At 51.6% G+C, this 14,000-nt stretch carries 10 protein-coding genes and 2 pseudogenes; 4 read left to right on the forward strand and 8 right to left on the reverse strand.

The genetic code is table 11. The features are described from left to right. Window positions 1-946: 946 nt before the first annotated feature. The 4 genes and pseudogenes from H6F86_RS25725 to H6F86_RS25740 form a co-directional block, all read right to left on the reverse strand. On the reverse strand, window positions 947-1,144 hold the full coding sequence (locus H6F86_RS25725; RefSeq protein WP_190452672.1) for a hypothetical protein: 198 nt from the start codon (window positions 1,142-1,144) through the stop codon (window positions 947-949). Between the two features lie 296 nt (window positions 1,145-1,440). Further along, window positions 1,441-1,722 (reverse strand): hypothetical protein, encoded by a 282-nt coding sequence (locus H6F86_RS25730; RefSeq protein WP_190452688.1) that lies wholly within the window; start codon window positions 1,720-1,722, stop codon window positions 1,441-1,443. Continuing rightward, window positions 1,623-2,137, reverse strand: a pseudogene (locus H6F86_RS25735) (IS1 family transposase); the annotation flags it as partial. The gene H6F86_RS25730 and the pseudogene H6F86_RS25735, both read right to left, overlap by 100 nt. Window positions 2,138-2,352: 215 nt before the next feature. Next, the gene (locus H6F86_RS25740; protein ID WP_190452674.1) at window positions 2,353-2,505 is read right to left on the reverse strand and encodes a hypothetical protein; all 153 of its coding nucleotides are present in this window, start codon (window positions 2,503-2,505) and stop codon (window positions 2,353-2,355) included. Between the two features lie 653 nt (window positions 2,506-3,158). On the opposite strand from H6F86_RS25740, the gene H6F86_RS32520 reads away from it, so the two are divergent. Together H6F86_RS32520 and H6F86_RS32525 are read left to right on the forward strand one after the other, a co-directional pair. Then, complete coding sequence (locus H6F86_RS32520) at window positions 3,159-5,057, forward strand: chemotaxis protein CheB (protein ID WP_242033694.1); 1,899 nt, start codon at window positions 3,159-3,161, stop codon at window positions 5,055-5,057. Window positions 5,058-5,073: 16 nt separating this feature from the next. Continuing rightward, window positions 5,074-7,377, forward strand: a complete 2,304-nt coding sequence (locus tag H6F86_RS32525) for an ATP-binding protein (protein WP_347241107.1) — start codon at window positions 5,074-5,076, stop codon at window positions 7,375-7,377. 683 nt (window positions 7,378-8,060) lie between these two features. Here H6F86_RS32525 and H6F86_RS25750 read toward each other — a convergent pair. Together H6F86_RS25750 and H6F86_RS25755 are read right to left on the reverse strand one after the other, a co-directional pair. Then, complete coding sequence (locus tag H6F86_RS25750; protein ID WP_190452677.1) at window positions 8,061-9,062, reverse strand: hypothetical protein; 1,002 nt, start codon at window positions 9,060-9,062, stop codon at window positions 8,061-8,063. Window positions 9,063-9,185: 123 nt separating this feature from the next. Beyond that, a complete protein-coding gene (locus tag H6F86_RS25755; protein WP_190452679.1) occupies window positions 9,186-9,539 on the reverse strand; it encodes a DUF1257 domain-containing protein in 354 nt (117 codons plus the stop codon). Window positions 9,540-10,036: 497 nt separating this feature from the next. Here H6F86_RS25755 and H6F86_RS25760 point away from each other — a divergent pair, with 497 nt between their 5' ends. Further along, on the forward strand, window positions 10,037-11,083 hold the full coding sequence (locus H6F86_RS25760; protein WP_190452681.1) for a chemotaxis protein CheB: 1,047 nt from the start codon (window positions 10,037-10,039) through the stop codon (window positions 11,081-11,083). A gap of 122 nt (window positions 11,084-11,205) precedes the next feature. On the opposite strand, the gene H6F86_RS25765 is transcribed toward H6F86_RS25760, so the two are convergent. Further along, complete coding sequence (locus H6F86_RS25765) at window positions 11,206-11,520, reverse strand: DUF1830 domain-containing protein (protein ID WP_199305515.1); 315 nt, start codon at window positions 11,518-11,520, stop codon at window positions 11,206-11,208. 491 nt (window positions 11,521-12,011) lie between these two features. On the opposite strand from H6F86_RS25765, the gene H6F86_RS25770 reads away from it, so the two are divergent. Further along, complete coding sequence (locus tag H6F86_RS25770) at window positions 12,012-12,221, forward strand: hypothetical protein (protein ID WP_190452682.1); 210 nt, start codon at window positions 12,012-12,014, stop codon at window positions 12,219-12,221. A 948-nt stretch (window positions 12,222-13,169) separates the two neighbouring features. Here H6F86_RS25770 and H6F86_RS25775 read toward each other — a convergent pair. Beyond that, window positions 13,170-14,000: pseudogene (locus tag H6F86_RS25775) on the reverse strand (NTPase (NACHT family)); the annotation flags it as partial.

Raw genomic sequence — 14,000 nt, forward strand, 5'->3', positions numbered from 1 at the left:
AGAAAAAGGAGAGACAACAACATAGATGTGCTTAACTTGAGTCCACAAGTGATTAAACCTCTACTGCTGTGAATGAGCAAAAGCTCTGGCGCAATTGTCAAATGAGTGGCGTCAGCTTGCAAGTTTAGACCCGTCAGCGTTCAAGCTTTTGGCCTACTTCTAAGTGGTGCTGTTTAACCACAGCTTAGAAGTGGTCACCGGAAGCCAGAACACTAGTCTAGAGGGACACTGACCCGTTGCACCACATTTTCTGCTCATTCACATCTGAGTAGCCACTGTAGCGTTTTGCCAGCAGTCTCCGTGAGCAGGGAATGGTTGCCAAAACTGCTTTGTGAGCTTGGCGGTGGCTTGGCGCTGCGTGAGTGACAAATTTTCTTATGTACAAACAACGAAATCTTATGTACAAAGTGACTGCAAGAAAAGACACACTGTACATAAGAAAAAGGCTTTTGTACATAAGAAAATAAGCAGCACCTACCATGTCTTTGAGGGCTCCCACGCTGTACATTAAACCTTTATTTGTCCAATTGATAGCAACACAGAAAATCTGCGAGCTTTACTAGCAGGCATTTTAGCTGTGACAATAAAGGTTCAAAGCTGACAAATAAAGGTTTAATGTACACTTGTATGGACTACCGCGACCTGTACAACCCTTTGTTTGTCCAGTGCAACTTGCCTGCAAGACCTGGAATCTTCGTCTGACGCAACTGCCAAATGTTTGTGCCTACCTGGGCATCGAATTAGAGTACCCCCATTGTTGTCTGACGCAGAAGCCTGTGCTCGCATTGCCCTGGCAGCGAACCAGCTACAAAAAACCTACTAGGCTAGGGGTGAAGCTGGCATACGGATGAAAAAAAATGCAAGTGGGGCAGAAGCCTGATCAAGCTTGAGTGGTGGAGTCGCGATCACAGTCAGGCTCAGCAAGGCTCAGTCCAGTAAGGGACTTTCAAGAGCGCACTCGCTTGACCGGGCCGGGATCCGGTTGAGAGGGTTGCTCTTGAGGCACAGGTAACGAGGGCGCAGCAGTAACGCGAGCTTGCCTTCGCAACTCCCGCACCTCTGCTTTCAGTTGACGTAATAAGGCAGCGTGACGCAATTGCTCTGCTTGCTCCCAGGCATTGTCTAGCCGTTCAAAGTCACTCATCTTGTGTTCTGCCAATGCCGCTAAATCCTATTCACATTAGCGTAAGTTAGGCTGCTTGCCACTTGCTGCTGTGATTTTCCCAGGGCATCACAGTGAGAGGCTGACTGGGGTTCCGAGCTCCTAGCCCCTGTTGCTTTGCTAATCGTACTGCCTGCCAAGACGGGTCTTTCGTTGCAGCACAACTATGAAGGGTACTGTCAGCTTAACCGGGCCTCATCAGCATGAAGCACGATCAGCCTTGGCGCTTCGGCGCGGCTCAAGGTGATGCAGGCGGTTTCACGCAAGCGCTTGCTCGCTCATCGGCAAAGCGTTGGCATTGCTGTGTTCGGTAGCGTTTTGCACTCAATTCCTGTTGCTGCAGAGGGCATGAACCCCATCGCGGCACACGCTTTGACCGGCAAGCCTATCGGCAACGCAATCGGGCGTTCCTGAAGAGCGGGATGAATTAGGCAGGAACAGGCACATCCCGAAATTTGAGCTAGTGCAATAGCAAGCGAATGGCGTGTCTCAGCCTTGCTGCGGATTTGGAATAACACAACGTCTTGCGATGTAGTCGCGCTAGATAATGCCGTAAGCATGTGTTTTCACCCTCCACTTGTGTCATATAGGTTTTACTCACAATCTGATCACCAGCGGGAATAAAACCGGGATAGACTGACCAACCATCGGTGACATAGAAATCGCATTGCCACAGTTGCACAATTTCCCACAAGGGCTGGAAGGTTGCCCCACTATGGTCACCTAAGACCCAGCCTAGAATGCCTGGTTTGAAGTGGTCAACGGCTGTCCAGAGCCAGATCTTGTTTTTTTTGAGCCGACAAAGGTTTCAAGTTCATCCAGTTCTCCCACTGCTGGTGCTGTCTCTGGAGCATAAGCATCTGGCAAGCGTGCCCCCACTTGCTTGAGCCAATAAATGACGGTCGTGTGATGGACGCCTTTAACGCGCTCAATTGCTCGAAAGCCCATGCCATTCACCGACAGACGGACATGATCGCTGTTAGCTCAGACTGATCAGACTCCGCAGCGCCCCTGAAACAGGCGGCACAAACAGGGCTTGAAACCGTTCCGGTTGGGGATCGAAATACCAGACGACGGTATCGTGACCCACGGCTTTCTATGGTACACCGTTGGCACCGGGTGGTGCATGGGGAATCCGACCTAAGGTGACTCTGGGAAAACCGCCTTGCTCTAGGGCCCGGATACCGGCGTTACCACTGGCGCGCAGCCATAACACGGCTTGCGTAACGTGACCCGCTTGATACGCTGCGATCGCCCGTTGGACCCAGACGGTGGCTCCATAAGTCTTTTTTGCGTGGTGGCGTTTGCCATAGGGTGGATTGGGTCAGAGGCGGTCGAACCAAGGCTGCTGTAAGCCATCCTCCGCTGGCGTGTAGTAGATTTGAGCTTGAATCTAGGACTGTGCCTCGGCACTCGAGGCGGGGTCGAGGTCAATCCTACCCATTAACTTGCGGGCTTTGTCCACCTAGTCGGGGAGGGTGTACCACTCATTCGAGTCACTGGACTGTTGCACGGCACAGTCATGGGACTTCTGTGGCGGTAGGAGGAGCCCATGCTGCTTTACTGCCAAGAACCTACACTCATATCATGCTAGATCGTGGATCATACTGACTGACGGAGCGTTGACCACGATCACCGAGTCAAAGCAGTGCCATCAGTATCAGTGGTCGCACAGAAGCGGTTTTGAGGGGTGTACTAGTGGCTCTGGCCTAAGTTTGGACTTTTTTGACTCAGAAAGCGGTAGTACAGAGGTCAATTTACCTGGTTTGAGCGGCTGAAACCCTTGTTCCACGTTGCACCGTTGCTCCGGGGTGCAACTATCCAACGCGCTCCCCGCTGCCTTTAGAGCCGGTTGGGACCATCACTACCGCTCGACTGTCCTTGCCCAAGCAGCGGCGTTTACCCTGGCTCGGCTTGCGATTCCTACAGAAAGATTCGGTAAAGCATCTTACAGTGGAGAGGATGTTTGTCAAGCTATGGTGCCACACTTGAGCCTATGACTGCTGATCCCTCGGCTCAACCACCGTCTGCTGCTACCGATGCTGCCTGCGACTCCGGGCAGCAAAACTTAGTGGAAGCCCCCTTTCCTGTGGTGGGGGTCGCTGCTTCTGCAGGCGGGTTAGAAGCCTTTACCCAATTACTGCACCATCTGCCGACCGACACAGGGATGGCGTTTGTCCTGATTCAGCATTTAGCCCCGGATCATGAGAGTTTGCTGAGCAAAATTCTGGCGCGGGCAACGCCTCTGCCTGTGCACGAAGTGCAGCACGGCATGAGCGTGGAACCCAATCAGGTCTATGTGATTCCGCCGAACACTAAGATGATTCTCGCTGAGGGTGTGCTGCAACTGTCGCCCCGCGAGAAGGTGTTTGGCAAATATATGCCAGGGGATGCCTTTTTTACTTCGTTAGCGGCCGATCGCGGACACAAAGCGATCGCCGTCGTGTTATCGGGCGGCGATGGCGATGGGTCGTTGGGGCTCAAGGCCATCAAAGCGGCTGGCGGTGTAACGTTTGCCCAGTGTGAAGACACGGCACAGTTTGACAGTATGCCCCATACGGCAGTAGCGACGGGGAAGGTAGATTTTGTGCTGCCGCCCGCCCGCATTGCTGAAGAACTGGCAACCCTCAGCCGCAATCCGCTGCTCATTGACCCTTTGCCAGTGAGTGGACCCAGTGCCGCACCGGAGACAGGGGATGCCTTGAGCACGATTTTTGCACTGCTGAAAGCCGCTATGGGCGTTGATTTTAGCCGCTACAAGCCCAACACGGTCGATCGCCGGATGCAGCGGCGGATGCTGTTGTACAAGCTGGAACAGTTGGAGGAGTACGCCCAGTATCTCCAAACTCACCCAGCGGAAGTCAAAGCGCTGTATGAAGAAATTCTGATTCATGTCACGAGCTTTTTTCGTGATCCAGAGGCGTTTGAACAGCTAAAAGAGCGCGTTTTCCCGGTCATCACCCAAAACAAGTCTGCTGATGCGCCGATTCGGATTTGGGTAGCGGGTTGTTCAACGGGTGAAGAGGTGTATTCGATCGCCATCAGCTTGCTGGAGTTTTTGGACGCTCAAGCGGCGGCACCACCTATCCAGATTTTTGCCACTGATATTAGCGAACCGGCGATCGACAAAGCCAGAGCGGGCCTTTATGCCGAGAATCAAATGGTGGACGTTTCCACCGAGCGCCGCCGCCGCTTCTTCTATGCGCTGGAGGGCGATCGCTACCAGATCAATAAGAGCGTGCGCGAACTCTGTGTGTTTGCGCGCCATAACCTGGGCAGCGATCCGCCGTTTTCTAACCTCGACCTTATTAGCTGCCGCAATGTGCTGATTTATTTGGGTGACTCGCTGCAAAAGCGGATCATGCCCATCTTTCATTACAGCCTGAACCCGTCGGGCTTTCTACTGCTGGGCACCGCCGAAAGCACCGGTCATGATGCCGACCTGTTTACCTTAGTTGACTCGAAGTACAGGCTGTATGCCAAGCAAATAGCCGGGACGCGCCCCCTCCTTTCGTTTACGCCCAGTCGCTACCCGAGCGCCAGAGTGAGCGATCGACTGTCCACGTCGGCTCCGCCCGAGGGGTTTGACCTCCAAAAGAAGGTTGATCAGCTGATTGCCAGTCAGTATGCACCCACGGGAGTAGTGATTGACGACAAAATGCAAGTGCTGCAATTGCGGGGAGACGTCGATCGCTACCTGCGCTTAGTCTCTGGGGCGGCAAACTTCAACCTTTTCAACCTGGTACGGGATGGCTTACTGGTCGAACTCCGAGCGGCGATCTATCAAGCCCAACGGCAGGACGCGCCCGTCAGCAAGCACGGACTCCAGCTGGAAGAAGGCAGTCCGGTCAGAGGCGTCAGGCTGCAGGTGCTGCCGTTTAAGGTGCGGTGCTGACGCACACCGCTTTTTAGTGCTGTTTGAAGACGAGCCACCTGCCAGCGACCCTGTGCCCCTCGATCCAGAGCGCCCGCCGGGAGCACTAGAGCAGGAGCTTGCCCGTCTGCAGCAGGCACTGGCCGCAGCTCACCAGGAACGTGCTGCAACTCAAGAATATTTGCAGGCAGTGATTCAAGAGCAGGAACACAGCAACCAGGATCTCAAAGTTGCCAATGAAGAAATTTTGTCGAGCAATGAGGAACTGCAAAGCACGAATGAAGAGTTAGAGACGGCTAAAGAAGAGATTCAGGCCACCAACGAAGAACTTAACACCACGAACGAAGAACTCCGCAGCCGCAATGGCGAATTGCACCAGGTGAATAACGATCTGACCAATCTGCTGGCCAGCATCAATGTGCCGATTCTGATGTTGACGAACGATCTGCGGATTCGTCGGTTTACACCAATGGCACAACGGTTGTTCAACTTCATTCCCACTGATGCCGGACGACCGTTAAGCGATATCCGAGCGAATCTCAACGTCCCAGACTTAGAGTTGCTGTTGTTGGACGTACTGGAAACGTTGAGCGTGAAGGAACTGGAAGTGCAAACCCAGGGCGGGCATTGGTATCTGCTCCGCATCCGTCCCTACCGCACGCTTGAAAACCAGATTGATGGGGTGGTGCTGGTGCTGCTCGATATTGATGCCCTCAAGCGCAGTGCCACGACGCTCGAAGCGGCGCGAAACTATGCAGAAGCGATCGTCGAAACGGTGCAGGTGCCGCTAGTGGTGCTGGAGTCTGATTTGCGAGTGAATACAGCCAATCAAGCGTTCTATGACACGTTTCAGGTCGCACCGCTCGAAACGACCCAAACGCTGATCTTTGAGTTGGGTAACGGGCAATGGAACATTCCCGGACTGCAAGCGCGGCTAGAGGATGTGTTTAGCCATGATGCGGTGCTGCAAAACTTTGAGGTTGAGCATCAGTTTGAGCACATTGGGCAAAAAACGATGCTGCTAAATGGTTGGAAGATTCGCCAAGACAGGAACGCTCAACAAATTTTGCTGTCGCTCGAAGACATCACCGAGCGCAAGCAGTTTGAAACTGAGCGCTCGCAGCTTCTGAGCCAGGAACAGGCAGCACGGCAGGCGGCGGAAACTGCCAGTCGTGCGAAAGATGACTTTTTGTCGAACCTCTCCCATGAACTCCGCAACCCGCTGAATACAATGCTGGGCTGGGCCCAAATTCTCCGCCAGCGCCAGCATGATGACGCCATGGTTGAGCGGGCACTCGACATTATGGAGCGGAGTGCTAGAGCGCAGTCTCAACTCATTGAAGACATGCTGGATATTGCGCGGATTACCAGCGGCAAGCTGCACCTCAACACACGACTGCTGGATCTGGGCACTGTGATCAAGGAGGCGCTCGAGTCTATCCAACTGGCTGCCGAGGCGAAAGCGATTCAAGTGGTGGCGCAAGTCAACTCTGCCACCGTTGTCGGCGATGTTGATCGCTTGCAGCAAGTGTTGTGGAATCTGCTGTCTAACGCTATCAAGTTCACACCAGCCGGTGGACGGGTGGAAGTCACGTTAGCAACGGTGCAGAATCAGGCCGCCATTCGCGTGACGGATACAGGGCAGGGTATTCGAGCAGAGGTGCTGCCCTATGTGTTCGAGCGCTTTCGTCAGGGCAATTCCAGCACCAGCAAAGAGCAGCAGGGGTTGGGTTTGGGGTTGTCGCTCGCTCGGCAGCTTGTGGAACTGCATGGCGGCACCGTGCAAGCAGAAAGCCCTGGCGAAGGACAAGGCACTACGCTGACTGTACGCTTACCGCTGCGTTCGCTGCCCGTAGCCGTCACACCACCTGGTGAGCTAGAACTGACCGCGATCAAGCCTCCAGTTGACCATCAGGCGTTGCCTTCGCTAGCAGGTTTAACCATTCTGGTGGTTGATGATGAGGTGGATAGCCTCGACCTGAATCGCTGGACCCTGGAAGACGCTGGTGCCACAGTGGTCGCTGTGACCGCAGCCAGAGACGCGATCGCTGCTCTCAGGGCATCTCCTAGGCGGTATGATGTGCTCTTGGCAGACATCGGTATGCCGGATGAAGATGGACTGATGCTGATCCGTCAGGTGCGCTCACTGGATGCAGCCGCAGGGGGACAAATTCCAGCCGCGGCTATCACTGCCTACGTGACCGAGCGTGAACGGCAAGGGGCGATCGAGGCTGGGTTCCAACGGCATCTGGCTAAACCGTTCGACTTGGCACAGTTGCTCTGGGTGGTGGCTGACCTAACTGGACAAGCTAGGGATGCGTCAGCCAAGCATCAAAATTAGTTACTGGATGGGGGTTGCCAAAGACTCTGACTGCGTAAACTGTTAGAGGACTAAAGCCACCCCACCAACAGTCAGTTATAGCATCAGAAAAATTCTGGTCGTTAGTGAGCAGTTGGAGTGAACTGTCCCATTCTGCAAAGTTAGCTTTAAGTTCTGAAAGCCTGATCTAGAAGAACTTAAAGCTATCATTACCTCTTTAGGACTACCAACGGATGAACTGCCCATTGTTTTTCATTTCACGGTACTGTTGGTACGATCGCTTCTATAACTTAATGAGAGTTTAATAGCGGGTTTGTAATCAAGGCAGTTGATCGCCTCTTCACTCAGCGCTTTGTAGGGATGAACAGGGCATTTTAGATGGTAATCATGAGTAAAAAAGGTGCAACGGGAGCACGGAACCTGGTGCAATCGTTGCACCTTTGTCCACCCCTGTGTGGCAGCCTTGCCAATTGACCATAAGAAGCTAACCAGAACAAGCCAAAGGCAAACGGTAAAAATAGTGCTCGTCATGACTGGAGTAGCATCAGCAAAAGGGGGATCGGTATGAGAAGCACTTGGGGTTGCATAGAGTTGTTGCCAGGTAGTTGAGAACATTGGAGTAAAAGGGCTGTAGACCTTGTCTAGCTAAGGGCTTTACGGCTGCACCCCTTCCTGACCTGAGTGGCGATATGAGCACGCTCAGATCAACCGATCGCTCCAGTCGCCGTATAGATGGGTTGCAGTTCTACTGCACCTGGCGCTTGAGGTTGCTCCAGGCTCGACCCATACAAATCGACAAAGCGCTTAAAGAGCTGCATTGTTTTGTGATTAACTTGACCAAGCTGGGCAGAACGGTGGATCTTTGCTTTGTTCAGCTTTTGGAGGTAAGGTAAATCCTCAAACACGGTTAAGCCCGCAGCAAGATGCAAGGCGATTTGCAGTAGCGGTCTTGGTAAAGCCAGATTGCTGTAGATATCAATGAATAACTTGTGCTCGTTCTGGCTCAACGGTAAGACGTTGAAGAGCACAGCAATTTTATTGCCGTTATGAACAGGAATACTCAGTTCAATGGTGTAAGGCGTGTGCAGCGTGAGCTCTACCTCAACTACAGGCTGTCTTACCAGGCTGAGTACATTAGGTGAAGCCTCTAGAACCGTTTGAAATTTCAGGCTACCCCCGATCGCGGTTGCTTCAAACTGACTCACATCAATCACTTTCAGGTTGTTCAGGCTAAAGCCATGCACCGATTCCAAATGCTTTAAATTCAACAGGTGATAGATCTGACACAGGTAAGGAATCGGTAAAACATATTCCTGAGTAATCAAGTGATATTTTTCCAATTGAAGCATTCTTGCCTCAGTTTGGTGACGATAAGCTGCGTGCTGAGGCGTAGTGGAACTCAGTTTGTAGTGCTTGAGCGTACTGATCTGATCGGCGCTTAAACGTTCGGTTGCCATCTTTGCTGGCTTTAGATAAAGCCATACAATGAAGAGCAAAGCAACCAGAAGCACCTGGGCAAGCGCGATCGCAAACCAGGTGCCAGCAGCAAAGAGGGCAAGGCTGCGATCGATAAGGGCAACCATCCAAGCAAAACTGCCAAAGTTCCAGAGTCTATCCCGAAGGTTGGTCACAAGCAGAGGCACTTTAGCCGACGCGCTGGTACTCATGCCATCATCCGCGTGATGGCGTTGTGTATCGTTAGTCATAGGTAGTTAAGATTGGTTTGCAGGCAAGCCCTTGCTGTACGTGCCGTCTGTTTCGGGCGACAGAGTAGTCTTAAAAAGCAGCAAAACGCTGCTCTTTAGACCTTGATTGAGAACACGCAAGCACTACCATTGCGTCACAAGCTTGACCGTCGCGTTTTGTAAGCCGGGACGCTGCACGGCTGCTAACGTCTGATACACGGCATATTTTTGGTTGATGGCGTTAAGCAATTGAGACATATCGTGCTTTCTAGCCACGCCCCAGAGGTCGGTAATTAAATCAAGCGAACCGTCCTCGTTATGAGACCAGCCCATGTCATAACCGCCCTCAAGCACGGCAACAATATCAGCCCGAACGTGTTGGCAATTAGAGCCACGCACCATCGCATTAGTCTGAACAACAAAGCCCAGTTGACGGAGAGAGTCTTGCAAAATGGCAATATCGGTCAATTTACTGCGGAAAGTATTGAAGTGAGACATTGTAGTTTCCTTAAGATTGAATGTTAACGATCGGTGAGTGCAATGAACTGCTGATGAACGCTCTTCACTCATCGTCTTTGTATCGATTGGTTACGAAGAAACAGTTGTGCAAATATTTGTGCTTTCTTCAGAATGGCAGCCGTATGTTCGAAATTGAGTATAGGTAAGGGTTGCTTTTCTGCAGGAGTTGTAGAAGTTGTATAAGTAGCTTCAGAAGGTACGTAGATTCACTCGGAAGACTGAAAGCGGCTCTACCAAATTGGGTAAAAAAACGATTACGATCAGCCAATAGTAAGAGTTTCACCTCTTAGCGGTGGTTGCTGTTTATCAACGATTGAAAGCGCCAATTAGTGCTGGACGCTGAATGTACAGCAGCATTCACGAGTCGGGCTTCGACGTAAGCGCTCAACCGAATGTAGCCAGAAGTCAGCAGTGAAAAAGGCTTCTGGGATGGCCTTCAAACTGAGTGACGTACTTTATTTACTTAAAAGTAATTTATGCCTGGACACGACATCATCGTCATTGGCACGTCAGCAGGCGGACTCAAAGCACTCGGCACAATTTTAGGCGCGTTGCCTCCTAACCTGGATGCGACTCTCTTCATCGTGCGGCACCTCGCTGCCGATCAGCCCAGCATCCTGCCCCAAATTCTTGCCGATGTCGGCTCTCTCCCGGTCTCTCACCCCACGGACGGCGAAGCCATTCAAACTGGACACATTTATGTCGCGCCGCCCGATTACCATCTCTTGGTCAATCAAGGCTCGATGCGCGTGGTGCGTGGACCGCAAGAAAACCGCTTTCGACCCGCGATCGATGCGCTCTTTCGTTCCGCTGCCCGTGCGTATGGTGCGAGAGTCGTGGGCGTTGTGCTCACAGGCTATTTGGATGATGGCACCGTGGGCTTGCAGGCAATCAAGCAGCGTGGCGGCGTGGCGATCGTGCAAGACCCCAACGAAGCCGAATATCCCAGCATGACCAAGAGTGCGTTGCGGTACGTGAAGGTTGACCACTGCCTGCCGCTGGCGGAAATCTCAGACCGGCTTGTGCAGTTGTCCCATACACCTACCGCTGAGGCGGAGATACATCCTATGAGTGACGCGCTCGACATTGAAGCCAAAATCGCAGAACAGCAGATGAATACCCAGGAGTTATTAGAGCACGTCGAAGCGATCGGCACTCGCACGACTTACACCTGCCCAGAATGCAACGGCAGTATCTGGCAAATTGGTCAGGACGAGCTACTCCGGTTTCGCTGTCACATCGGGCATTCCTTTACAGCGAATGTGTTCCTAGCAGAGCAAACGCAGAATGTTGAAAATGCGCTGTGGACGGCTGTGCGGGTCATGGAGGAAAAGGTCACCTTTTCGCGTCAAATGGCGGAGCAGATGAAAAACTACAACTTACAGAAGGCAACAGCCAAATACGAAGAGCACGCCAAACAGCTGGATGCTGAGGTGGCAATCATTCGAGGCATTATTCTCGACGGCTTTGCGACTAAACGCGCCGTTGCCGCAATTGAAGAGGAGCAGCCAGAAGCACTGTAGCGCCAGACCTGCCTCATAAAGTGTGAAACTGAGCACGGGCACTGACGCTTTCCGTGCGTTTCGTTAGGCTTGCCACCAGGACAAAAACGTTTGATCCCAACCAGTTGTCTCACAGAGTCTCCTTAACGCACAGGCACTGAAACCTCAGGCTGCTGGTTAAGACACGTTGGCTCAGTTTGAGCTGCTTTAATAGCCAAGCGATCGCACTTGATAAGCTCAACTAAAGTCATAGTTGAAACGTTTGTAACATAAACTTCCAGTTGGGCTTCTGGTAGTGCTTCAAACAAAAGTCGCTCGCTTGGAAAAACAACGCGCTCGAAGTACCAGTTTGGCATATTGGTAATCCGAACAAGCTTAATCTTTCGAGTGTTATTGGAGTAGTAGCAGAGAATGCGATTAGCACAATCAGCAGGCAAGCTATCTAAAATTTGAGTCATTGTGATGCCTTTTATAAGGTTTACGACCAGTGCATTTTTGTGACGATCACGCCTAGCAGTACGACCAAACCGAGTGATCACTGGAAAAAGTTAACACCCTGAAAAAGTTCCTGCCACGCCCCGGTAAACAGAGAGCCAAAAGCCACTGCCTCTAGCCCCTTGTGCATGTTGCCGCTGGTCATTGAAAGTGTTAAGTTAGGTCGCTACAAGCTAGACCAGGAGCGGTAAATTTGGCTTCTGAGCAAATGCAGTACATTAAACTTCTTTAACTCAAAAGAAAGTAAGTATGACGTTAAAAAGCAGTATGCTCCTTCACTGTTAAAGATCGTGTCTGAGTTCATGCCTTACTTGCGTCTCACTTAGACAAAGACAACTAAAACATTCAAAAGTTACAGACGAGGCTTGACTGCTCTACCTAGTCAGATACAGAACTTCTTTAATGCTTTCTGCTGTAGTAAGAACCATTAAATTTGGTTAGAGGAGTCTGATTCATGACTGCAATCTGCGTCACAGGTCCCAAGTTTCGTCAGACACAATGGGTGAGCTTTATCGGCGGCGAAGGTGTTGTGCGAAGCTACACACTTGGCGCTGGCAGCTGGACTTACTTAATTGAAATGACGTTGGGTCCAGAACCCAACTTTGGCAGAGTGGGTGCCGAAACAACGGTGATGCTCAATGAGGCAGATCTGCGTGCAGCCTGACTTCAAAGCGAAATTATTCACAGAGCTTCTAGTGGCCTTGCTCGTCGTGATGCTCTGGATCAGTAGCTTGGTATTGCTTTCACTAGACATCACTAGACATCGCTCTGCTAGCAATCATCGGGAGCGTGCCTGCTGTGTGAGGGCGAACGTCTATGCAGACTGGGTGCTTTAGCGTGGCGCATGCTGCCATACGGGGAGTTGTGGTGCCGAGCCAGCGCCGTTTCCATCACTGGGTCGGACCATGAGCACTCACACTGTATGCACTCTTGCCCGATCAGAAGCTCTCTCTTAATCACTGGCAGCAGCATGAGTAGCCTTGGCTTCCCTGGTATCACCTACCGTTGGTTCGGCAACTTAAACCACAAAGGCACCACGCTTCAAAGTCTTTCAAGGCTGGTGTTTTAGCAGCCCTGAATTTGAACCAAGGTTAAAGCAACGAGGAGTTACCGATGTTTGGTCAAAGGTGCTGGCGATCGAACTCAAAGACTGAAGGTCAACTGATACTATCCCTCTTTCGTCACTTTCGATGGAGTAAAGTCTGAAAGCCTTATCCATCTTCTCTTTCTCAATAAGAGAGCTAAAAGGCACCAGAGAAGCGAAACCGCTGTGCAGCATAGCTTGTAAATTTCTATCCGATTAGAGTGACAAAAGAGCGCTATAGCCATTGCCACTAAGGTTGCGGTGAACTCTAAAACCCACTAAGCAGCAGCGTCCGTTTGCAAAAATGCAATGCCGCAAGCTTTATGGCGACCGCTATACATTTAAGGAAACGTTCCGCCGCTCCTTGGCTGCCTTACACTCCCTGCCCTCAGTATCAGGTGACTGATTATCCCATTCCTTATGGTTTCAGGGGTGGGCTACCGATCAAAAGCTGATGCAGGCGGGTTGGACGTTAGTGTCCACGGCTCAAGCACAAAACGCTTTGATGCGACCGGCAGTACAACGGGTCTAAACCACTGTTTTCTTCAAGAAACCAACCCATTGCCGTTCCTCAAGCTCTTTTTGAGGCAGTAACAACGCCGCTTCGATCTCTTGCCGCACAGCAGTCGTCACTGCACAGTTGCTGTTAAGGCAATCAAGTAATAGCTGACTCGCGTCATAGTACTGTTGCAAGCACTCTTGCTGCTCTGGGCTCAAAGGCCATGACTGCTGAGTCTGACGGTGCTTTATGATCGCCGCTTTTAACTGTTCTAGCCAAGCTAGATAATTGGTTTGCCACCAGGCCTGCACGCTTTTTTGGCTTTTGGTTCGATCAGGCAGTTGCGCTTTAAGCGCTTGCAGCGCGTGATGTAACTCCATATCAAGCGTCATAATCAGGGCATTGTTGAGGGCATCAACACAGGCTTGTGCCAGGGTGGGATCAGTGATGGAGGCAAGCGCACACTTCAGCATTAAGTCATCTAACACCATGTCCAAAAAAAACTCCTGGTTCAAAGTGGAGTTAAGCGCTAAGAGCGGGACAAGATGGGGTTTATTAGCAAGGGCAAAGTAAAAAGCGCGGATGGCAGCAGGCGGTGGCGGCGTCGCAAGAGATTTCTCGCTTACCCAGGCTAAGAACTTTTGTAGAGCGGGATCGTGAGCCACGAGCGCATCCCTTTGTTGCATCATTAACTGCAACAGGGAGTCGGCACTACTCAACATGGTCGCCGTCAACAAAAAGATTTCTCGCCAGCGGGGTTCAGTCAGATGCGTGACTAGCTGTTCTAACGCTTGATTAGAGGCTTGGAGTTTGTGACTGGCAACAATTTTGCGAGCCGTAAAATACTCTTGAAACGTCAA

The sequence above is a fragment of the Phormidium sp. FACHB-592 genome (assembly GCF_014695795.1).
Taxonomy (GTDB): domain Bacteria; phylum Cyanobacteriota; class Cyanobacteriia; order Leptolyngbyales; family Leptolyngbyaceae; genus Stenomitos.